Source organism: Sphaerimonospora cavernae (genome assembly GCF_042435035.1).
In the GTDB taxonomy this organism is placed as follows: Bacteria; Actinomycetota; Actinomycetes; order Streptosporangiales; family Streptosporangiaceae; genus Sphaerimonospora; species Sphaerimonospora cavernae.
Map to the genome: position 1 here is coordinate 384,378 of NZ_JBHMQT010000044.1, position 20,824 is coordinate 405,201.

A 20,824-nucleotide genomic window follows, 5' to 3' on the forward strand; every position below is an offset into this window, starting at 1 on the left:
ATGCCTTTTCGAATGCGGGCTTGGCGTCCTTGAGGGTAGCCAGGGCGTCCGGGTCGGGCTGCGGGATGCCGCTCTCCCAGACTCGCTTGAGCGGTGGCACAGCCAGGAACGGACCATCGGTGTCGACAAGCTCCAGCCAGGACCGGTGCAGCTCCGCGACCGTGGGAGCGTGCTTGCGGCTCATGCGTGGATCCTTCCGGCCTCGGCGTCCTGCGGGGTGAGGGCGAACACGATCGCGGCGGCGGACACGTGCGGCTTGATGTCGGCGTACCGCTCCCGGATGGCGACCACTTCGCGGTTCTCCTCCTCATCGAGGTTGTCCAGCCGGTTCCGCATAGCGCCGAGATCGATGCGGCGCTGCTTCTGTTGGTCGTCGACGAACAGTTGCTCTTCCTCCTGCCTGCGGATCTCGGCGCTGAGCCGATCGCGGGACTCACGCAGGTTGACCCGGAAGGCGGCGAAGATCTCGTGTGCTCGGGCGATGTCGGAGTTCCGACGCTCCTGCAGTGCCTCAGTCACCTTCTCCTGCCGAGACTCGGCCTTGCGCTCCATGGCGCGCAGCAGCCGAGACCGGAGTTGTCCCTCGTCGGTGTTCCACAGCTCCGCGAGGATTGTGCGGATGCTCTCATCGGCGAGCTTCAGATTCTCGGCGTCCAGCGCCTCGTCGAGGACCTTCTCTACCTTGGCCTCGGCAAGCGCCTGACCGCGGACCCGGATACCGGTGAGGAAGACCTCCTCATGCAGACGGAGCCCGCCCCGCCCCACGAGGACCAGCCGGGAGACGGCGGCGACACATGACTGGGGCAGGCCATCGACGATGACCGCGGTCACCCGGTGAACCGAGGAGTCCACGCTGAACAGCGCGCTGCGCAGGATGCGGGCCGAGCGCTGCATCAGCGCGTGGCCCAAGTGAATATGGACCAGGTCGGAGCGGCCCTGCGCCGCCTGGTCATCGAATGTGATGTTGCGCGGTTCGCCGGGCTTCAGCCGCGTGTCCAGGCCGCGCAGGGTGGGCTGCCAGGCCTCGCTCAGCGAGGGGATCTGGAAGACCTGGGCGTCGGTGTCCACCTCGGGGGTGTCCACCAGCGGCGGCTGTCGGGTAAGCGAGAGCGCGGTGTCGACGACCCGGCGGGCGTTGGCCGGCGTTAGGTGCATCTCGGCCTTGCGCTCGTCATAGGTGCGCGACAGCTCCGTGAGCCGCCGGTTCAGCTCCATGCCACCGGCGAGTGCCCGGTTGATGATGGCGTTGCCGTCGTCGGGAGCCGTCATCCTCGCCTTGCGGGAGGCACCCGTGGGGCTGAAGTGGTTTTGGATGTCGGCGTCGATGACCTGGTTGACCGAGCCGAGGTCCTGCGCGACGTTGCCGACCTTCTCTGCGATGCGCCGCATGAAGTCCATGTCCGCCGCATAGGTTGTCGAGTTGGCGATCGGCGCGAAGTGATAGATCTCCGGGGTCTTGGTCTGGCCGTACCGGTCGACCCGGCCGATCCGCTGCTCCAAACGGGACGGGTTGAACGGGATGTCGAAGTTGACCAACCGGTGGCAGTAGTCCTGCAGGTCGATGCCCTCGCCGGCGGAGTCGGTGGCCAGCAGCACCCGGACGTCGTGCTTGGACGGGTGCTCGGTGAAGCGGGCGCGGATCAGTTCGCGCTCTTCGGCCGGAGTGGAGCCCTGGATGATCTCCAAGCGGTCCTTGTAGCCGCGGGCGCGCAGGATGCGGGCGATCCACTCCAATGTGGCGGCGTACTCGGTGAAGACGACGACTCGCTCGTTGCTCCAATGGCCGCCCGGACGACAGATGGCGTCGAGGAAGGTGATCAGCGCTTCCAGCCGGGAGTCCGGCTTGTCCTCATAGCTCTGTCCCCAGTCGATGAGCCGCTCGATGTCCCGATCGGTCGCGGCCACCAGCGGATCGGAGCCCTTGCTGTGCCGAAGCGCGGTGAACTCCGGCTGCTCGACCTGGCCCTCTTCCTCATCTGACTGCTGGCTGCCCAGCACCTCCTGGTAGTAGGAGTCGTCATCGTCGAGGTGGAGCCGGTGACCTGTGGCGCCGGAGCTCTCGTATTGCTCCAGGGTCAGCGTGAACGACCACGGGCTGGACAGGAAGCGCTTTTTCAGGAGCATGGCGACGATGTCGCCCGAGCGGCCCTTGCCGTTGGCCTTCGCACTGCTGGTGAGGATCTCGTCGAGCAGCGCGAAGTGCTCCTGCTCTTTCTGGCTGGGCGAGAAGGGGATCTTCTTGAGTTGCCGGGCCTTGAAGCCCTTGTCCTTCAGGCTGGTCTTGAGACGACGCACGGCGACCTCGCGGAGCGCCCGTTCGTCGAGATTCGCGCCGCGGCTGAAGCGGCGGCCGTCGATCATCTCCAGGAGCGCGGTAAACGACTCCGGGTAGCCGTTGTGCGGGGTAGCGGACAAAAAGAGCCGGTGTTCGCACTTTTCGGCGAGCGCTTTGGTGGCCAGTGTCCGCTTGCTGTCCACGGCGTAGGCCCGGCCGCCGGTGATGGCGGTGGGACCGGCCGGGGCGACATGGTGTGCCTCGTCCACGACCAGCACGTCGAAGGCGTATCGCCGGGCGGAGCCGCTGTCGCGCACATCGGAGTAAACGTCGCGCAGGAGCCGCTGTGCCCGCAGCGTGGGCAGCCAGGCCATGCTCACGATGACCCGGGGGAAGAGCCGGAACGGGTTGGCATGCAGGCCGTGGGTCCGCTTGACCCGTGCCATCAGATCACTGTTGACGATGACGAAGTCAAGGCCGAACTTCTCCCGCATCTCGTCCTGCCACTTCAGCGCGAGGCTGGGTGGGCAGACAATGATTACCGAGCGGGCACGGTGCCGCAGCAGCAACTCCTGGACCACCAGGCCGGCCTCGATCGTCTTACCGAGGCCAACGTCATCGGCCAGGAGCAGGTTGGTCCGCGCGGACTGGAGCGCACGGCGCAGCGGCTCAAGCTGGTAGGCCTCGACGTTGGCGCCGCTGCGGAACGGCGCCTGATAGGAGTTGGCGTCGGCTGAGGTGACGGCGCCCCACCGCACGGCATCCACGAAGGCGGCGAGCGTGTTGGGATCGTCGAAGGCGTCGGGGCTGATCTTTTCGGGCAGTCCCTGGTCGGGGGCGACGGTATGGCCGACCTCAAGCTCCCAGACGACCGCGAGTTCCTCACCGAGCCGGTCCTCTTCCAGAGACTGGAGCCCGACGACGTGCGTTAGACCGGGCGTTCCCTCATCGGCCGGGCTGCGCGGCAGTCCCTGGGGCCGAACGTAGGTCACGGCCCACATCGACCCGCGGACGTTGACCACCTGGCCGGGATCAGGTAATGGCGGTGCCTGGGTACGCGTGCCCCGGGTGCCAACTTCGATCGCCACGTCCGTCTCCTTCATCCCCACCATCAAGCCCCGCACCCAATCCTGGCGGGTCTTTGCGTTTTTCGCAAGGAGCTTGCTAGCCTGTTTAGCGTGCCAAGCATTACCGATCGCGTACGAGACCTGATCGAGGCTGCAGGCCTCAGCCAGCATGCCTTCGCACAGCGGATCGGGCTCGACGACTCCAAGATGTCCAAGTCGCTGAGCGGCGCCCGCCGCTTCTCCTCGCTGGACCTGGCGCGGATCGCCGAGGAATATCACGTCAGCGTCGACTGGCTCATCACTGGTGAGGAACCGGCATTGGCCGTGGCTGCCAGGACGACCAGCGGACTGGCCGGTGAGGCCCTGACCATAGCGCGGCGCTACAGCACAATGCGTAGTGATTTGTCCACTCTCGGCTATGGGCAACCTTGGCGGCCCTTCGTCGTGAGTTCTGGTTCGGGCAGCTATAAGGAACGCGGGCAGAAGCTCGCCGAGCTGGCGCACGCCAAACTTCGTGAGGCGAATTGCTCAATCTTTGGCGGAGACTTGGCCGCGGTGGTTGAAGATGTCTTTGGGGTAGACGTCGCTATTGTTCAACTGGGGGAAGGCCTTGACGGCTTGGCCGTCTCGTCGGAGGAGGTGAAGCTCATCGTGCTTGCGACTTCCCACATTCCCGCACGGCAGCGCTTCACCCTGGCACACGAGCTCGGTCACCTGCTCGCAGGTGATGACCAGGACATTCACCTCGATCGGGATATCTTCGACAAGGCCCAGTCGAAGGACCCCACGGAGATGCAAGCGAACGCTTTCGCTTCGGCCTTCCTCATGCCCAAAGACCTGCTTCGCGCCAGGCTGCGAAAAGGCGTCCTCAACCAGCAGACCTTCGCCGACATGGTCTGCGATCTCCAGGTGAGCCCGTCAGCACTCGCCTTCCGGCTAAAGGAACTCCGCATCATCGACGCGGGCGGGTGCGACCAGTACAAGACCATGACAGGTGTCGATGCCGCGAAACTCGCCGGTAGGGGCGAATGGTTCGCACGCTGGGTAACCACAACGGGCACCCCCCGACCGCCGGGCATTCTGCTTCGGGACACCTACGCCGCATATGAGACGGGGGCGGCGACGCTCCGTCCGTATGCCAACCTCCTGGGTGCCGACGTCGATGAGTTGCGGGACGCGCTGGAGTCCGAGCAGGGGACGCCGAGTGCCCTATGACCACTACCTACCTGTTTCCCGACAACACGGTCTTGTGCAACTTTGCCTGCGTCAACCGGCTCGACCTATTACGAGTCGCGCTCAACGGACGGGGCCGGTGGACCGAGGCCGTGGCCTTCGAGGCGTCCCGGTCGGCTGCCCACGTGCCCGCCCTCACTGCCCTGGACGCGGGCTGCTGGCTCGGCGAGCCCATCGAAATCGATGATCCGTCCGATGCCCAGAAGATCGAGGCGATCCGTCGCGTCGTTTTCGGCGGCGACGACCAGAACCAGCTCAAGCACCTTGGCGAGGCCCAGACCTGCTACATCATTAAGCGCTGGACCGAGTTCGCCGGCGCTTGGTGGATCTCTGATGATCGGGACGCCCTGCGGTATGCCCGGTTTCAGGGGATCATCACGCGTGAGACCATCGACATCGTGAGCATGGTCGTCGCGGACGGTGAGATCGGGGCCGGAGACGCGTTCGATCTCATGCATACCATGTCCAAGGTCCACGACCGTCGTCTCCGGCTCCCTGACTGTGTTCGGGATCTCCAGCGCTGAAACTGCGCATCACGATCTGTTGGTCTTCATCTGGTCAGTGACCAGCCCACCGATGGTCGCGAACACTGCGCCGATCGCCACCATGTACAGACCCGAGCCGACGCTGGCTGCCACGTATGCCGACGACGACGGCGAGATCTCGGCGAGCTTCTCGTTGACAGAACCGAAATCCGCCAGGGCTATCACCCCGGCAAGCGCGCCGAACGCGATCGGCAACCGCTGGAGCCAACCCGGCACGGACGCGGTTACCCGGGCCAAACCGATCGCGAAGAGTATCGATCCGAGCACGAGCGTCACGACGCCGTCGCCACCGCCGTCGATACCGTTTCGGCTCACCGTACCCAAGATGGGCGCGGTGATTGTGATCCAGGGCAGGAACGAGCCAACAGCAACCAAGCCTCCTCCGAGCAGCGTGAGCAAGCCGAACGTCATGCCGTTCTTCTTGGGTGCCTGCTGGGGTGCGAACTGCACCCCGCCGGGCGGGCCAGCGATCGGGGGGCGGGTGACGTCTTGGCCAGGGTCCGGTTCGATCGTCTCGGACAAGGTTGCCAGCTCCTCTGCAGGGGGGTGGGGGTTGGTGCCTGAGGATAACGACAGCTTTCCGAGCTGTCACGGGAGAGGCTGGGCGTGGTTAAGGTCCGCACCCAGCCACCGCTTCACACTGCTTGCCGACAATACGGACGCGCACGAACGCCACCGATCGTTAGCCCTTCCCGAGCCGCGGGATATGTGTGGGGTGATCTTCCTTGGTTTGATCTTCAGTTAGGTCTGAGCCCCAGGTCAGAACCGGTACGGGCGGAGTAACCGTAGTGCTCTTGAAAACCGCTAGGCCAGGTGCAGACTTGCACGGAGGCTCTCTGCTCGTACGATGCGCGCTGTGCAGCGGCTTGCGCTCTTCGACCTGGACATGACACTCGTGAACCTGGATGAAGCCTTCTGGGTGTGGGCCGCAGAGTTCGCCGACGTGCATGACCTGGGGCCTGAGGCAGTTGACTGGTTGATCGGGCTGGAGAGCGGACGCTACCCAAGGGCAAGGTCACAGGTATCAAGCGTGGAACCATGATGGGGACCAGGAAGGGGACGGAACATAGACTCGAAAGCTAGCTTTACTTGGGAAGATAGGGGACTACTATCGGTCCATGACCCGCCCCTACGAGGAGTCCCATCCCTGGCTCACATTCAGCCTGAGCCTAGATGCAAAGGCTCTCGACCAAGAGACATGGATGCTGCTCGGCGAAGCGATCTCCAAGTGCGAGCACATTGCTGGCGTACCACTCCAGCCGGAAGTGGCGATGGAGCTCAACCAGATTTACCTCGCCAAGCACGCGCATGGCACTACCCAGATCGAGGGCAACACCCTCTCGGAAGAAGAGGTACGGCAGCTCCTTGACGGCAGACTCGACCTCCCAGCCTCGCAGGCGTATCTAGAGCAGGAGATCAAGAACATCGTCGACGGCTATAACATGATCATTGACGATGTCGCTCACAGCCGATCCCTTCAGCTCACGCCCGAACGCATCTCCGAGTTCAACAAGATCGTGCTCCGCGACCTGCCGCCGGAGGACAATGTCGTCCCAGGAGAGATCAGCCGTAGCAACGTGACAGTCGGTAAGGTCTATCGGGGAGCTCCGCGCGGAGATTGCGAGTACTTGCTCAGTCGCCTCTGTGACTGGCTGCACGAGCTCTCAGTTAAGACGTGGGACCACGACAACTACCGGATGCCGGTTGCGATCTTGTCGGCCATCATGTCCCACCTGTACCTCGCCTGGATTCATCCATTTGGCAACGGAAATGGCCGAACCGCACGCCTGATGGAGTTCCAGATGCTGGTGAAGGCTGGCGTCCCAACATTGGCGGCGCACGTGCTATCCGACTTCTACAACCGGACACGCTCCGAGTACTACCGGGTACTCGCCAGTACAAGTAGGGAGCCGGGCTACCCGGTACAAAACTTCATCCAATATGCACTGCGTGGTTTCGTGGACGAACTGCGAAGGCAAATCCAGGTCATCCGCAGCCACCAGTTGGGGGTTATGTGGGTGAACTACATCTATGGGCGGTTTCACGACAAGAACACGACCGCAGGTGTCCGACAGCGCAAGCTCCTGCTTGCGCTGCCTCCGGACAAGATCACTCCTCGGCCCAAAATTCCCGACCTGTCCGCCGAGATCGCACGTGAATACATGCAGTACACGCCCAAGCTCGTTAGCCGCGATCTGAACGCGCTGGAGAAGATGGGACTTGTGGAGCTGGATCGCCGCGGAGTTCGTCCTCGGATTGAGCTCATGCAGGCATTCCTTCCGCTACGAGCAGAACCAGAGGATCCCAACGGCCAGTCCGAGAACTGATGAATCAACTACGAGACGCCCGCCCCCTCCCGAAGGAGGAGCGGGCGTTCCGGTCCTCGGACTTGGCACCCTGCGGTCGGGGCCACTCGCCATGGAGTGACGTGGTGGCCGACTTCGGTGGGCGCGGGACATACGCGGGGTGATCTCCCGGGCAATGCGGGCCGCTTGCCGTGTTTATGCAGCTCACGTGGTGTAGATCAGCTGTACGACTACCGCTCTCCTAATGCGGGTGTTCAAGTGGGTCTCGGGCGAGATCCAGTCGGTGAACAGGGCCGGGGAGGTTCGGTGTCCATCCTTCGCTGATCGCCTTCAGGATGCACTGCGCGACGAGGGAGGGGCGGATGCTCACCGATTGTCCGCCGAGCCAGTTGTCGGGCCTGGAGTAGGGGAGCGTGACGAGGAGGACGCTGGCCGGCTTCTCTGCGAGTTCGACGGCGAAGGCCATGGGGGTCCAGCCGTTCCCCTGACAGTAGGTGGGCTTGTGGCGGACGCGCCAGCGGTACGCCACATCACTCACGGTGACGAGGCGAGAGCCCTTCTTGGGAAGCGTCACCGGACACCTCCTGATCATGGTCTGTTCCGTGGCTGTTCCGTGAGAGCGGCAAAACCGGTGGCAACCGACGGAAGGTCTCGGCAAGCGTACGCCCTGGTCAGCGGCAGGATCCAAGGGTTATCGCAGGTGGCCCATGAGCACGGCGGAGAACACCCAGATCTGCGAGGGCACCAACCAGATCCAACGCATGGTCATGGCCCGCCAACTCCTGAAGTAGCTCCTGACGCTCGAGAGCCCCGCTTCCTTCTACAGGAGGCGGGGTTCGCTGTCATCTTGGGACGAGCGGTTCCAATCCCGTGAGGAGGTCGCTGGCCAGGAGGGACGTAGCCAGCGCGACGGTCTCCGGCTCGCCGATCCCTTCCTCGGCCCGCCCTGCCATCAGGGCGCCAGGCGCGTCAGGCCCGGCCGCGAACAGTTCGGCGAGATAGGTGATCGCCTCTGCGGTCGTTTCGGCGCTGACCGGATCTTCGCGCAGGATTTTGAACACACGAACCAGTTCGGCAGTGTCGGTGCCAATCAGGATCCGGTAGGCGTCGTGGGCGTCCTTGTCGTTGAGGCGGTGCGGCGCGGCTATCCGCTCTGCGATCTTGTGAAGCTTGGCGACCAGTAGTGCCGCAGGCCCCGCGACTCTGGCCTGGTATGTACGTGAGTCCATCGGATCGAGGGCCGTGACCGTCATGCGGGGGCTGTCGACGACGGCGGCCTCAAGCCCCCGAGCGCGGCGAGCGGCCCGCCGGTCGTGAGGAGGAATCCTGGCGCCACGGGTGTTCTTCGTTCCCTGCCCGGCCAGGGCCTCAGGCACCATCAGATCGACGGGAATGCCCTCGGGGCTGAGCCAGGAACCGGGCTGGCTGCTGACGGGATCCCGATGGAAGCCCGCACGGGTCATGGCCTCCTCGAGGAGCGGGTCGTCGTCGAGTCGGCGGGGGTCGAGGGCGATGTCGCTGTCCTTGGTCGTCTCCGCCAGCGCGACGGGAATCCCGGCCGTACGCAGGTAGACCGCCTGGGCCCCGATCACGATCACCGCCTCCCGGTGCTCGTCGAGCGCCCCGAGGGCGTCGAGGAGGGCGGATCGGGCGCGGACGAGGAGGTCGTCCCTATCGACGCCAGGATGCTTCATTTCGCTTCATCCATTCAATGAGTTCTTCGGCTTCGGAGGGAGCCCGTCCTGGACCGGTCATCAAGTCGACCGCGACCTGTGCCGGTGCCGCGATCGAAAGCTGGGATGCGGTGACAAGGTGCCGTGTGAAGACGACGTCGATCTGGGGTTCGGCCAGCATGACGTTCGCACCGGCATCCGTACGGCGAAGACCCCACAACATCGCGGCCTGCTCCGCGTCCGCAACATAGATCATCGCCGAACGCGCGGGTGCGTACGGAGCCCATTCGGCAGCCGCGACCGTACCCGTGAAGACATAGGTGACGCTGCTTGCGCTCGCACGCCTCACCAGATCCGGCAGACCTCTCGGGGCGATCCACCGGGTGACCAGGCTGTTCCCCACGAACCCGTAGTCAATGCTCCAGCGGCGTAGTACAGAGACCCAGTCGGGCACGATCACCGCACCCGCGTCGTCCCGTACGATCAGACCCTCGCTCTCCAGGTACTCGATCACTCGATAGGTCGACCCCGTCGATACGCCGGCGAAGTCGATCAGCGTACGGATCGGCCAGGCCCTGTCGGCATCTATCAGCGCGCGCACGATCCTCGCGGCTGGAGCGCCCTTCAGAGTGCCCCGCGGCCGGCCCGGACCCCGCCATGGGTCCCGATCGGCTCCTCGATCCGCTATGTACAGCCCCGGGTGGCTCACGTTAATCCGGACATTCCCGGTGGCGTCGACGTAGGAAAGGCCCGCGTCGGAGAGGCGTCTGCGCACAGGCTCCGACAGGTACCGAGCCACGACCACCCCGTGGCTGTCAGGGAGCTTGCCCATGAGTGTTTCCAGGCGCTCTAGGAGGTGGGGAACGTCGCGGCTCTGAACCAGGCGTTTCACCTCCAGCACCAGCGTCGCCGTAGTGCCGCCTGGTGCCGTCACCGTCGCCAGCCTGTCGAGGTGGTCCCTGTGCGGCAGATCATCCTCGCGAACTCGCAGTGCCCATCCGTTCGGCAGGCGTTCGGTCAGAACGGCTATCCCTGCCCTGAGAACCTCCGCCGTGCGCAGAGGTGGTGACGCTTCCATACTCGCCCCCCTTCGGTGTTCAGGAAAAAGCCTATCTCCGCTGCCTGTGGAGAGCATGTATTTTCCGAACACCCAGCAAGATGACCAGCTGGACTCCCCAGCGGATGGCCCGACCCGGCTTGGACGTGGATAGCTGCATTCAGCACCCAGTAGAAAAGATCATTCAGATCGGGTGGTCACAGGACCAGGCCAGCCCCACCTATGTAACCGTGGCTGTTCGTTCGCCCGTCCGCGCGGGCGCGGCAGCGGGATGGGCTGCCTGATCGTCATCTGCCAGTCTGCGGTGGTGCGGCGGGTAGTTGCACCGTGACGCGGAGCTCGCCGGCGGGGCGTGGAGTGAGGGTGAGGGCTCCGTCGTGGGCTCGGGTGATGCTTTTGACGATTGCCAGGCCGAGGCCGACACCTGCGTGGTCGGTGCGTATACGTTCGGTGCCGCGCCGAAACGGCTCGACAAGCGTGGAAACCAATTGTGGGGCGTGCTTCTCGCCGGTGTTCTCGACAGTGAGCACCACAGTCTCGGGGTGAACGCTGGTCGTGACCCACACGGCGCCCTGTCCGTGCAGGTTGTGGACGATCGCGTTGTGCACGAGGTTCGTCGTCATCTGCAGCAGGAGCGCGTGGGAGCCGATCGTGGGGGTCATGCCGCCGGAGGTCTCGATGGTGAGGCCGAGTTCTTCTGCGAGCGGGAGGAGCCAGAGCGTGGGCAGCTCGGCGGTGCCCATCAGGATGGCGGGCGTGAAGGCGTTGATCAGGGCGATCAGCCCGTAGCCGAGACCGACGCCGACCAGTGTCCCGGTCAGCGACGCGAGCATCGTCTCGGTCCTGGTCATCGCGAACACGTTCTCCATCCTGCTCGCGCAACGACTCCGCGACTTCGCACTGCTGCGCTGCATCGGCACGACCCGGCGGCAGGTGGTGCGTTCGGTACGCCGCGAGGCGGCCGCCATCGGGGTGGCGCTCGCTGCTCTCCTCCTGGTCACCGGGCCGGCTCTGCTCGGGGTGGCGATGGTCCGAGGCGGTACGGCGCTCATGCTGGCCGGCGGAGGATCGGTGTTCGCCGGCGTACTCCTCTTCGGACTGGTGCTCGTCCCCCGCCTGGTTCGGATCATCGGCCCCGCCGGGCGGCTGGCGACCAAGAACGCGGTGCGCAATCCGCGCCGGACCGCCGCCACCACCACCTCCCTGCTGGTCGGCGTCACCCTGACGACCGCCGTACTCACCGGAATGGCCACGTGGCGTTCGTCGTTGGAGAGCAGATCGGCAGGGACCACCCCATTGATGTCGCGCTCACCGATCGGAGTCGGGTTCGCCTGGGTCGGCTACGAGACGGTCGTGAAGCGGGCTCTCAGCGACGCCGCCATGCACGTCCCCTGGCTGTCACTCGGCGTCGTCGTCCTCATCGCCGCCCTGGCCGGACTCCTCGCCGCTGTTCTCCCGGCACGGCGGGCCGCCCGGGTGACTCCGGCCGCAGGGCTGTCCCTCGACTGATACCTCCATCAACCGCTCAGGCGAGCGATCTCTGGGCAGCTTGATCCTCCCAACGGTAGGATTAAGGCATGGGTGAGCCGCTGAGGACCGACAAGATGAGCATCACCGTGCCCGCGGATGTCGCCGCCGAACTGCGGGCCCGGGCAGGACACGGCAACGTCTCGGCGTACGTCACGCATGCGCTGATCCGGCAACTGGAACATGATCGGTTGGGAGACCTGGTGGCGGAGCTCCGGGAGATCCATGGCCCGGTCACGGAGGAGGAGCTGGCGGCGGCTCGCGCCGAGTGGCCGACCGCGTGAAGCGTCGGCAGAGAGTGCGCCCGCGCGAGCATGGTGCGCTCGTCCTCGACAACGAAGGCCTGTCACGCGCGGCAACGGACAGGGCGATGTACGTCCGGCTTCAGGCCGCACACCTGGACGGTCGGCGTGTACTCACGTCGGCCGCCATCCTGGCCGAGACGCTACGCGGCGCCCCACGGGACGCGGGCATATATCGCGTTCTCGGTGGTGTGGTAGTCGAACCGGTGAGCCGCGAGATCGGCGAACAGGCCGGGAAATTGATCGGCGCGGCGGGGCTGGCCACAGACCAGGCTGTTGACGCCATGGTCGCGGCCACGGCAGCCGCCCAGGAAGGACCGGTCGTGATCGTCACGTCCGACGTGCCGCACCTGACCGCCCTGACCGCTGGTCACGAGCGCATCCACGTCGTCCACGTCGACAAGATCGGCGCATAACGTACCGTACGGTGCGTGCGGCCGTGCGCACGTCTATCCACAGTTGGGCGCCGCCGATCCGGTCGAATTCCGCGACCGATTCACCGACCGGACGGCGCCGATCGCCGCGGCCGAGCCGGCCTGGTTCGCCGAACTGACCGCGGCCAACGAGCTCGACCTGGCCGACCACGATCCGGCCTTCGCCGCGAAGTACGGACCTGACCTGCTGACGCTGTTCACTCGCGCCCGGCCGCTGTTGTCGACGGCGGCCTGGGCGGATTGCCAGACGATCCTGGCCGGGAAAGAGCCGACCGAGGCGGACTGACCGGCTCGACCACTCCACGCGGGCCGGACAGCGTCACACTATGTCCATGCCGAGCTGCAACGTCGCGCGGCTGAAGGTGGCGAGGATCCGCTGGTGGGTCTGCCGGGGGAGGGATCGGGTTCCGGGCTCGCCGAGTGGCGTGCCCGGCCGGGCCGGGGCTTCGCTCAGCAGGTCGTCGAGGCCGGCTCGGGCCACCATCAGGAGTCCGTGCGTGGCGCGGGTGCAGGTGACGGCGAGCCGGCCGAACGCCGAGTTGAACTCGTCGAGGTGGTCGGCGCCGGAGAGCGGGTGGATGGCGACGGTGATGGCGTTGGTCTGGCCCTGCCAGGAGTCGACCGTCGAGGTGAGGAGCACGCCGTCCGGCAGGTCGTACTTCTCCGTGAGGCGCTCGACCAGGGCGGTCGCGTCGTCCACGGCCTGGTTCCGGGTGGCGAGGACGACGATCAGGGGGTCACCGGAGGGCGCGGTCGAACTGATCCGTACCTCGTCCTGAGGGCTGCCGACGCCGTCGTACCGCCGCCGCACGACCGTGAACTCGTTCTCCAGGAGCGGCGTGAGCAGTTCCTCGATCACCCCGAGGAGCGGTGGGTCGACGTCCGCGGCCTCGGGGTCCGGCAGGCCATCGACCTCGAGCAGCGTCGGGGTGCCGGTGGCGACGGACGCCCAGACCGCGCCGGCGGCCCCGGCCAGGACCGGCAGTTCGACGGTACGGTCGCCCGGAGCGGCGACGCAGTCCAGCCGGTCCCAGTCGCTGTAGAAAGCCCGCCAGAGCGGAAGCTGGGCGGCCGTGGGTCGCCACACCGCGGGCAGATCGACGGTGAAGGTGCCGTCGTGGTCTTCGTAGGCGGTCGGCCAGGCACGGTAGGGGTTGTAACCGGGGTCGCCGCGCCACGGGTTCTGGCCGGGATCGATCGGCGGCAGTTGGCCGACATCGCCCACGCCGACGGAGAGCGGAGCCAGGCCCTCGACCATCGCGTAGCGGTGGAGTGGCAGCTGCCACGCCTCGTCGACGAACAGGACGTCGTACGGCAGGTCGGCGTTGGCGGCGGGGCCGAGATGATCGAGGAACCGCTGCGCTTCACCCCATGCGCCCATCTTGTGCGAGGTTCCGAGGACCACCGCGCACGTCGCGGGGATGCCGGTGGTGGAGGTGGCGACCGAGACGTGATCGAGCACGTCCTGCGGCACCTCCGGCAGCCGGTTCGCGGCCACGAACAGGCAGACCCGGGAAGCGCCCAGCTCCTTGCCCAGCTCACCGGCGAGTGGGAACACCTGCTTGTTGGCGAAGGCGGTGACGCCGACGCGGGTGCAGTTCGAATGGCCCAGGGCTGCTTCCACCATGCGTACGAGTGCGTAGGACTTCCCGGCGCCCGCGGCGGCGCGCAGCAGGATCTTGTCGTGGTCCGCCTCACCGTCCAGCACGGACAGGAGCGTGGTGATGGCCCGCTGAGCGGCCTCGATGTTCCCGTTGGCCGCGGCTTCGTGATGGATCGCGTCGCCGACGGGCGGGGCGGGGGCCGAGAAGGTGATCGTCATGGGGTTCAGTCCAGGTCGTCGATGGTCAGCCGGTCCGGGGCAGGCGTGGGCGAAGGCACCGGTCCATCGTCACCTGGCCCGACGTCGAAGCGTTCGTCGTCGACCAGCGGCGGCCAGACCTCGGGGTTGAGCTCACCGCGGGCCCGGCGTTCCGCGAGCTCGTCCGACCACTCGGCCTCGGCGATGGCGTGCGGCCGACAGCACCATCTGTGGCTTTCGGGGTCGGCGGCGTACGTGTCAGGCGTGCACGTGGCCTTGGGGGCGGACTGGTTGTCCAGGGACGGCCGTGTCACGGTGATCTCATGGCCGGACCGCAGCGCCTTGCCGAACCAGTCGGCGTCGGCCAGGACCAGTACGTCACCGACGGACAGGTCGGGCACGACGACGGGGTCCCAGCGGAGTCCTTCGACGCCGTCGATCGAGCTGAGCGCGCCGACCGGCAGCTGCCCGAATTTGAACGACCCTTTTTGGATCTTGATGGTCGTGCTCGGCTGTTCGACGAGGCCGCGGCCGTTCATGTGCAGCGCGACGACCCGTGACCCGCCGGCCAGACGTCGTGACCGCACCTCGAGGCGGACCGGGTCGAGATCGATTACCGTGGCGAGGGCCAGCTCGCGGATCCCGGCGTCGGCCGCCCTGTCGCGCGCGATCGAAGCGTCGGCCAGGCAGGTGAGCTGGTCGAAGCATTTCCGGTCGGCATCCAGCATGTCGACCTGGGAGTTTCGCCAGCTCCGGTGCGTACGAGAGAAGCGGACGAGGTCGGAGGCCTGCAGCGCGACCCGGCGGCCCCACACCTCCTGCGCGTCGCCTTCCAGGACGCGGTGCACATCGCGCAGCCGGGAGATCGGCAGCCTGTCGAGGACGCTCTGCGCCCTCTCAAGCACCCCGATGCGATAGTCGAGGGCCGCCTCCACCAGCTTGCGGTATGTGTCCTTGTCGCTCAGCACCCGGTGGATCTCGTCGGAGGCGGAGTTGGACAGCCGGGCGCCGGGGGTCTCCGGCTGCGCGGCGATGGTGTCGGAGACCTGGCGGTGGTCCAGCGGGTCGGCGGCCTCGGCCCAGGTGACGAGATAGTCCAACCGGCCGGCGTCCACGGCCGGACCGCCGGGCGTCACATGTGAGGCCATCACGGCCCGCATGTCGACGACGGGCGAGCGCAGGCTCATGGCCCGGGCCCGGTCCTCCTCCAGGAGGAAGCTGACCGCGAGCCGCTCGTCGGCCTGCAGCGGGTCCGGCAGCGTAGCGGGCTCCCCGTCGAAGGTCAGGGCCGGGCGGCCGCTGTCCAGGTCATGCTGCCAGCGCAGCCGGCTCAACTCGATCCCGGCCAGGGAATCGGCGGCGGTGGCCAGCAGGTCGGCGGTCGGACGATCCGGTACGACCAGGTGGACCGGACCGAGACCGGCCTCCTGGATCTCCCGGATGGCCACGCCCAGCATCCGCATCACCGCCCGTCGGGTGAGCGGTGAATGCGGGTCGGAGAAGACCCGCCGCACCCAGCGGTCCGGCCCGTCCGCCCCGACTTTCCGTACGGCCACGCCGTGTACGCCGAGAGCCGCGCCATCCGACTTCACGAGCACCAGGTCGATCGTGCCGGCCGACCCGCACGGGTCGGTACGCAGGCGCCCGGTCCATTGCGGGAGGCCGCTGATGGTGGCGCTGACCTGTGCCACGGTGCTGGGGGCCACGGTGCTGGGGGCCACGGTGCTGGGGGCGACGGTGTTCTGCGGCACGTGCCCGACCGGGTCGGTGCCGGACACGAGCCCGGAGACGAGCCCGGCCACGGCAGGCCGGCTGAAACGGTCGATTCCGATCTCGGCGAGCACGGCGAGCGGGTCGTCGTCGGCACGGAGCTCCTGCCGGCAGTACGCGAAGAGGTTGCAGGTCACACAGCTGTGGGGGTCGAAGGCCGCCGTCAGATGAGCGAGGTACGCCGACAGCTCCTCCTCCCTCGGGGAGGATCCACCGAGCTTCGCCTTCGCCTCGAGTCGTTCATCCGCCCTCATCCGGACTTCGACCCGGTGGTCGTCCAACAGCTCCACGACGGCCTCGGGCTGCAGGAAGGCGTTGCGCGGTACGGCCAGCGCGCCGTAGTGGTGCACCCGCATCCCGCTCGGCAGCCTGCTCCAGGCGGCGGCGGACTCGGCGCCCAGGGCGACCTGCAGGAATCCTTTGAGCATCCGGCCGTCGTCGATGCGTGAGCGAATCCGCTCGTAGTCCTTCGCGTCGCCCATGATGAGCCAGGAGCCGCCGCCCTCGCGGGGGCAGACGACCGCGAAGTCCGGTTGAACGGCGGTCGCGTCGGAGACATCCTCCAGGTTGACGTACGGCACGGCGAGCGCGGTCACCATGGTGGCCTCGCCGGAGGAGGTCGCCTTGGCATGCGCCTGGGTGAGTTCGGCGGCTGTGACGGCGACATCGCCGCGACAGTCACGCCGGCGCACGGCTTCCGGGCGGGGGAGGTCGAGCTGTCCGACTGTCTTCGTGAGCAGTTCGGAGACGAAGCGCTCGGAGTGCACGAGGCTCTCGAAGGTTATCGCCCGCATCCAGCGGGCCTCCGGGATCCCGGCGGTGATGTCGGGATGGCCGACCTGCACGGCCAGTGCCTTACGGGTCCTGCGGGTGAGGAACGGATCCGTCAGCCGGAACCGCTCGCATCCGGCATGCGCCGAGGCGGCGACGGCGCTCGTGCCACCTCCTGACTGAAGTCCCCCCACGTTCTGTGCTCCTTACTTCCCTGTCGCTTCCGCTAGGGCACTGTAGAACGAGCCCCGGACACATGGGCCGTCATCGCTCTGAGACAGGTCCTCAGCGTCAGTCGGGGAAGCTAAGGCCGCGGACGTACCGGACGCCGGTCCCGCCGCGGGTGTCAACTGAGAAACGGCGAATTTCGCCGTTTCTCAGTTGTGCTCAGTTGTGTGCTCAGTGGTCACGGGCGTCGGGGACGGCGGAGGTACGGCGATGCCGGTAGTGCTGGGTGACCAGCGCGATGACGCAGACCAGGGCGACCGTCCCGAACGCGATGTCGACGATGACGTCGCCGTCGACGAGGGACGTGATCACGTTGCCGGCCCCGCTGATTATCAGCAGCAGCCAGAGCGCGGGGCGTAGGAATCCGATGCGAGTGGAATCCTGGTCCGCATCGGAATCTCCTCGGTGGTGTGCGTTCATCACGGCAGGCTCCCCTTGGTGTGATCTTCTGGGTCTGTCCTGCGATGACGCTATGAACCGGTGTCGCCGCCCGCGATCCAGCGGACCGGACGGATGGGGTACAGCAGGCTGTACTTCTGTCCGATCGATCTGACGACGGTCTGCCCGGTGTTCTATCGTTATCGATCATGGGAGCATCCGCCCATGGCCGTGTACCGTCCCCCGGATCGGGGTCGGCGCGCCCGCGTCACCTGGTCGTACGCGCCCGCGCCGTCCTCGACGGGTTCGAACATCTCGTGGGCGGGCTCGGCACCGCGGTGTTGGCGCTGCTCATGCTGGTCTGTCTGATCGTCACCGCGTTTGCCTGCCTCGCCGGCATCGGCATCGTCCTGCTGCCCGGCATGCTGCGCGCGCTACGCGCCGTCGCCGATCGGGAGCGCGCCCGGCTGTCGCGCTGGGGCCCGGAGATCGTCGGTGCCGATCCGGTGCCGGCTGGTTGGCGTGCCGCCCTCGCGGACCCGGCCGTCCGGCGGGAGCTGTGCTGGCTGGTCTGTCACGCCACGCTCGGGCTGCTGCTCGGGGCGATCGGCGTGACGCTGCCCATCAAGGCGATGCAGGACGTCGTGTTCCCGCTGTGGTGGCATCTTCTGCCGCCCGAGGACGCCTCCGGCGAGGCGTTCGGACTCTGGACGGTGGACGGCGTGCCCGGCGCTCTCGGAGTCAGCCTGCTGGGCCTGGGATGGGTCGCGGTGACCCTGCCGGCCGAACCGGCTCTCGCGTGGCTGCAGGCCTGGCCCGGCCGACGGCTGCTCGCCCCCGATCGCGGCACCGACCTCGCGCTGCGCGTCGCGCGGCTCACCGCGACCCGCGCGGCCGCACTCGACGCGCACGCCGCCGAACTGCGGCGGATCGAACGGTCGCTCCACGACGGCACGCAGAACCGGCTCGTCGCCGTCACCGTGCTGCTCGGCGCGGCCCGCCGGGCATTGGCCCGCGATCCCGGCCAGGCCGAGGCCGTCCTCGAACGCGCACAGGACGCGGCGGAGCAGGCGCTGGCCGAGCTGCGCGCGGTGGTCCGCGGCATCCTGCCGCCGGTGCTGACCGATCGCAGCCTCGCCGACGCGCTGACAGGTCTGGCCGCGGGCTGCCCGGTCCCCTGCCGGGCAGACGCTGAATCCGGCGTGCGGTGCGTCGCGTCCGTCGAGGCCACCGCCTACTTCGTGGCGGCCGAGGCGCTCACCAACATCGCCAGGCACAGCGGGGCCCGGCAGGCCGCCGTCACGCTACGCCACCGCGGCGACCGGCTCCACCTCCGCGTCACGGACGACGGCGACGGTGGTGCGGACGAGCGCCGCGGCTCCGGTCTCGTCGGCATCCGCCGTCGTGTCGAGTCGCACGACGGGACCCTCACGCTCGACAGCCCGCCCGGCGGGCCCACCACACTGGAAGTGAGTCTGCCATGCGGATCGTGATCGCCGAGGATGATCCACTCCTGCGCGAGGGGCTGGCACTGCTGCTGCGCGCCGAGTCGCTCGACGTCGTGGCCACCGCCGACAATCCCGACGGTTTCCTGAGCGCCGTCGACGAGCACGGGCCCGACGTGGCCATCGTCGACGTCAGAATGCCGCCGACCCACACCGACGAGGGGATCGTCGCGGCCGTCGAGGCCAGGCGCCGCCGGCCCGGCCTGGCCGTACTCGTGCTGTCGGCCTACGTCGAGCAGGCGTTCGCCACCGAACTGCTCGCGCAGGGCAGCTCCCGGCTCGGCTATCTGCTCAAGGAGCGGGTCGGGCGGGTGGCGGAGTTCCTGTCCGCCCTGCACCGGGTCGCGGACGGCGGAACCGCGATCGACCCGGAGGTCGTCGCCCAGCTCTTCGCCCGCACCCGTCCCGACGCCGCTCTGAGCCGGCTCAGCCCACGCGAACGCGACGTGCTGGCCCTGATGGCCGAGGGGCTGGGCAACGTGGCCATCGCACAGCGGCTGTACGTCACCGAGGGCGCCGTTCACAAGCACATTCGCAGCATCTTCGCCAAACTCGACCTGGCCCCCACCGACCAGGCCGACCGGCGCGTCACCGCCGTACTGCGCTATCTGGAGAGCGCCCGCCTGCGAGCCTGAGAACTCCTGCGTCTCAGGAATGGTGGCGCCAGCCGTACCCTCGGATTCCAGTACACGGGATCGATCGTGAAGGGGGCTCGGCGGCACGCTGGACAGCGTCGAAACCACAACCATCCAGCAGGGAGTCCCCCATGTCGCATTCGCGTACCGCATCGCCGTCCACGCGCCGTCTGCTCGCGGCGGGCGCGCTCGCGGCTTCGCTCACCCTGGCCGTGGGCGCCGGTACGGCACCGGCCATCGCCGGAACCCGCGATACCCAGGCCGTCGCACAGAAGGAGCTGGACAAGCTGGTGCGCTCGGGTGAGTTCCCCGGCGCGCTGGCCCAGGTGCGCGACCGGGACGGGAACATTCACGACTACACAGCGGGCGTCGGCGACGTGCGTACCAAGGCGAAGGTGCCGGTCGACGGCCGGGTGCGCATCGGCAGCAACACCAAGACGTTCGTCGCCACGGTCATGCTGCAGCTCGTCGGCGAGGGCAAGGTGGGCCTGGACGCGAAGGTCGAGAAGTACCTGCCGAAGCTGATCCGCGGCAACGGCAACGACGGCCGGAAGATCACAATCCGCCAGCTGCTCCAGCACACCAGCGGCCTGCCGAACTACACCCGCTGGATCCCGGACATCTCCAAGCTCCAGCACCTCTACTCAGAACCCCGGGAGCTGCTCGACATGGCACTGGCGCACAGGCGGTCGTTCGTTCCGGGGAAGGGCTGGGAGTACAGCAACACCAACTATGTGGTGGCCGGCCTGATCGTGCAGAAGGTCACCGGCCGCCCGATCAGCGAGGAGATCGACAAGCGGATCACCGACCGTCTCGGGCTGCGGGACACGTACTGGCCGGGCATCGGCGACCAGACGATCCGAGGGACGCACCCTCACGGGTACACGGTCAAGAAGCCGGGCGCGAAGCCGGTCGACGTCACGAAGCTGGACCCGTCCTGGGGCTGGGCGGCCGGACAGCTCATCGGCAGCCCGGGGGACCTCAACCGGTTCTACCGCGCACTGCTCGACGGGAAGCTGCTCAAACCGGAGCAGTTGCGGCAGATGCGGGAGACGGTCAAGGCGAAGGGCCTGCCGGACGGCTGGGAGTACGGCCTCGGGCTGGTCAGGATACGCCTGAGCTGCGGCGGCTACGCGTGGGGTCACGGCGGCGACATCGACGGTTACGAGACGCGCAACGCCGCCACCGACGACGGCCGGGCGGCCGCGATCGCCGTGACGGCCCTGCCGAGCACCGAGGCCGGGGCGCTCAGAATGGTCGACTCCCTGGACCGCATCCTCTGCGCCGCCTCCTGACAACCGGTGGACAAACCGTATG

The 20,824-nt window shown here is 67.3% G+C and carries 20 protein-coding genes; 11 read left to right on the top strand and 9 right to left on the bottom strand.

All coding sequences use genetic code 11. The features are described 5' to 3' along the window. Positions 1 to 180: 180 nt before the first annotated feature. Positions 181 to 3,363: a DISARM system SNF2-like helicase DrmD gene (gene drmD / locus ACFHYQ_RS21845; protein ID WP_394302979.1), complete on the bottom strand. Its 3,183-nt coding sequence runs from the start codon at positions 3,361 to 3,363 to the stop codon at positions 181 to 183. A gap of 90 nt (positions 3,364 to 3,453) precedes the next feature. Between drmD and ACFHYQ_RS21850 the strand changes: the two genes are divergently transcribed. After that, a complete protein-coding gene (locus tag ACFHYQ_RS21850) occupies positions 3,454 to 4,557 on the top strand; it encodes a helix-turn-helix domain-containing protein (RefSeq protein WP_394302980.1) in 1,104 nt (367 codons plus the stop codon). Continuing rightward, complete coding sequence (locus tag ACFHYQ_RS21855) at positions 4,554 to 5,099, top strand: hypothetical protein (protein WP_394302981.1); 546 nt, start codon at positions 4,554 to 4,556, stop codon at positions 5,097 to 5,099. The genes ACFHYQ_RS21850 and ACFHYQ_RS21855 overlap by 4 nt, the downstream gene beginning before the upstream one ends. Positions 5,100 to 5,108: 9 nt before the next feature. Here ACFHYQ_RS21855 and ACFHYQ_RS21860 read toward each other — a convergent pair whose 3' ends face one another. After that, positions 5,109 to 5,642 carry a hypothetical protein gene (locus ACFHYQ_RS21860; protein WP_394302982.1) on the bottom strand — a complete coding sequence of 178 codons (534 nt, stop codon included), beginning with the start codon at positions 5,640 to 5,642 and terminating at the stop codon, positions 5,109 to 5,111. Positions 5,643 to 5,967: 325 nt separating this feature from the next. On the opposite strand from ACFHYQ_RS21860, the gene ACFHYQ_RS21865 reads away from it, so the two are divergent. Together ACFHYQ_RS21865 and ACFHYQ_RS21870 are read left to right on the top strand one after the other, a co-directional pair. Next, positions 5,968 to 6,162 (top strand): hypothetical protein, encoded by a 195-nt coding sequence (locus ACFHYQ_RS21865; RefSeq protein ID WP_394302983.1) that lies wholly within the window; start codon positions 5,968 to 5,970, stop codon positions 6,160 to 6,162. Positions 6,163 to 6,238: 76 nt separating this feature from the next. Further along, positions 6,239 to 7,447, top strand: a complete 1,209-nt coding sequence (locus tag ACFHYQ_RS21870) for a Fic family protein (RefSeq protein ID WP_394302984.1) — start codon at positions 6,239 to 6,241, stop codon at positions 7,445 to 7,447. Between the two features lie 220 nt (positions 7,448 to 7,667). On the opposite strand, the gene ACFHYQ_RS21875 is transcribed toward ACFHYQ_RS21870, so the two are convergent. From ACFHYQ_RS21875 to ACFHYQ_RS21890, 4 genes are all read right to left on the bottom strand, one after another. After that, positions 7,668 to 8,000 carry a hypothetical protein gene (locus tag ACFHYQ_RS21875; protein WP_394302985.1) on the bottom strand — a complete coding sequence of 111 codons (333 nt, stop codon included), beginning with the start codon at positions 7,998 to 8,000 and terminating at the stop codon, positions 7,668 to 7,670. Between the two features lie 268 nt (positions 8,001 to 8,268). After that, positions 8,269 to 9,120 (bottom strand): hypothetical protein, encoded by an 852-nt coding sequence (locus tag ACFHYQ_RS21880; RefSeq protein ID WP_204017920.1) that lies wholly within the window; start codon positions 9,118 to 9,120, stop codon positions 8,269 to 8,271. After that, entirely contained in the window at positions 9,098 to 10,033 is a 936-nt protein-coding gene (locus tag ACFHYQ_RS21885; RefSeq protein ID WP_394302986.1) for a hypothetical protein, read from the bottom strand. Before ACFHYQ_RS21885 ends, ACFHYQ_RS21880 begins: the two co-directional genes overlap by 23 nt. Positions 10,034 to 10,443: 410 nt before the next feature. Beyond that, complete coding sequence (locus ACFHYQ_RS21890; RefSeq protein ID WP_394302987.1) at positions 10,444 to 10,989, bottom strand: sensor histidine kinase; 546 nt, start codon at positions 10,987 to 10,989, stop codon at positions 10,444 to 10,446. A gap of 37 nt (positions 10,990 to 11,026) precedes the next feature. Here ACFHYQ_RS21890 and ACFHYQ_RS21895 point away from each other — a divergent pair, with 37 nt between their 5' ends. From ACFHYQ_RS21895 to ACFHYQ_RS21910, 4 genes are all read left to right on the top strand, one after another. Continuing rightward, positions 11,027 to 11,665 (top strand): hypothetical protein, encoded by a 639-nt coding sequence (locus ACFHYQ_RS21895; protein ID WP_394303032.1) that lies wholly within the window; start codon positions 11,027 to 11,029, stop codon positions 11,663 to 11,665. Positions 11,666 to 11,733: 68 nt separating this feature from the next. Beyond that, positions 11,734 to 11,967 carry a CopG family transcriptional regulator gene (locus ACFHYQ_RS21900; protein ID WP_394302988.1) on the top strand — a complete coding sequence of 78 codons (234 nt, stop codon included), beginning with the start codon at positions 11,734 to 11,736 and terminating at the stop codon, positions 11,965 to 11,967. Further along, complete coding sequence (locus ACFHYQ_RS21905) at positions 11,964 to 12,401, top strand: PIN domain-containing protein (protein WP_394302989.1); 438 nt, start codon at positions 11,964 to 11,966, stop codon at positions 12,399 to 12,401. Before ACFHYQ_RS21900 ends, ACFHYQ_RS21905 begins: the two co-directional genes overlap by 4 nt. A gap of 43 nt (positions 12,402 to 12,444) precedes the next feature. Further along, the gene (locus ACFHYQ_RS21910) at positions 12,445 to 12,705 is read left to right on the top strand and encodes a hypothetical protein (protein ID WP_394302990.1); all 261 of its coding nucleotides are present in this window, start codon (positions 12,445 to 12,447) and stop codon (positions 12,703 to 12,705) included. Positions 12,706 to 12,738: 33 nt separating this feature from the next. On the opposite strand, the gene ACFHYQ_RS21915 is transcribed toward ACFHYQ_RS21910, so the two are convergent. The 3 genes from ACFHYQ_RS21915 to ACFHYQ_RS21925 form a co-directional block, all read right to left on the bottom strand. Next, positions 12,739 to 14,241: a DEAD/DEAH box helicase family protein gene (locus ACFHYQ_RS21915; protein WP_394302991.1), complete on the bottom strand. Its 1,503-nt coding sequence runs from the start codon at positions 14,239 to 14,241 to the stop codon at positions 12,739 to 12,741. Between the two features lie 5 nt (positions 14,242 to 14,246). Continuing rightward, positions 14,247 to 16,955, bottom strand: coding sequence for a hypothetical protein (locus ACFHYQ_RS21920; protein WP_394302992.1), 2,709 nt, complete (start codon positions 16,953 to 16,955; stop codon positions 14,247 to 14,249). A 205-nt stretch (positions 16,956 to 17,160) separates the two neighbouring features. After that, positions 17,161 to 17,409: a hypothetical protein gene (locus ACFHYQ_RS21925; protein ID WP_394302993.1), complete on the bottom strand. Its 249-nt coding sequence runs from the start codon at positions 17,407 to 17,409 to the stop codon at positions 17,161 to 17,163. A gap of 167 nt (positions 17,410 to 17,576) precedes the next feature. Between ACFHYQ_RS21925 and ACFHYQ_RS21930 the strand changes: the two genes are divergently transcribed. The 3 genes from ACFHYQ_RS21930 (at position 17,577) to ACFHYQ_RS21940 (ending at position 20,802) form a co-directional block, all read left to right on the top strand. Then, positions 17,577 to 18,860 carry a sensor histidine kinase gene (locus ACFHYQ_RS21930; protein WP_394302994.1) on the top strand — a complete coding sequence of 428 codons (1,284 nt, stop codon included), beginning with the start codon at positions 17,577 to 17,579 and terminating at the stop codon, positions 18,858 to 18,860. Continuing rightward, on the top strand, positions 18,848 to 19,507 hold the full coding sequence (locus tag ACFHYQ_RS21935) for a response regulator (RefSeq protein ID WP_394302995.1): 660 nt from the start codon (positions 18,848 to 18,850) through the stop codon (positions 19,505 to 19,507). Before ACFHYQ_RS21930 ends, ACFHYQ_RS21935 begins: the two co-directional genes overlap by 13 nt. A gap of 131 nt (positions 19,508 to 19,638) precedes the next feature. Continuing rightward, positions 19,639 to 20,802, top strand: coding sequence for a serine hydrolase domain-containing protein (locus ACFHYQ_RS21940; protein WP_394302996.1), 1,164 nt, complete (start codon positions 19,639 to 19,641; stop codon positions 20,800 to 20,802). Positions 20,803 to 20,824: the final 22 nt, after the last annotated feature.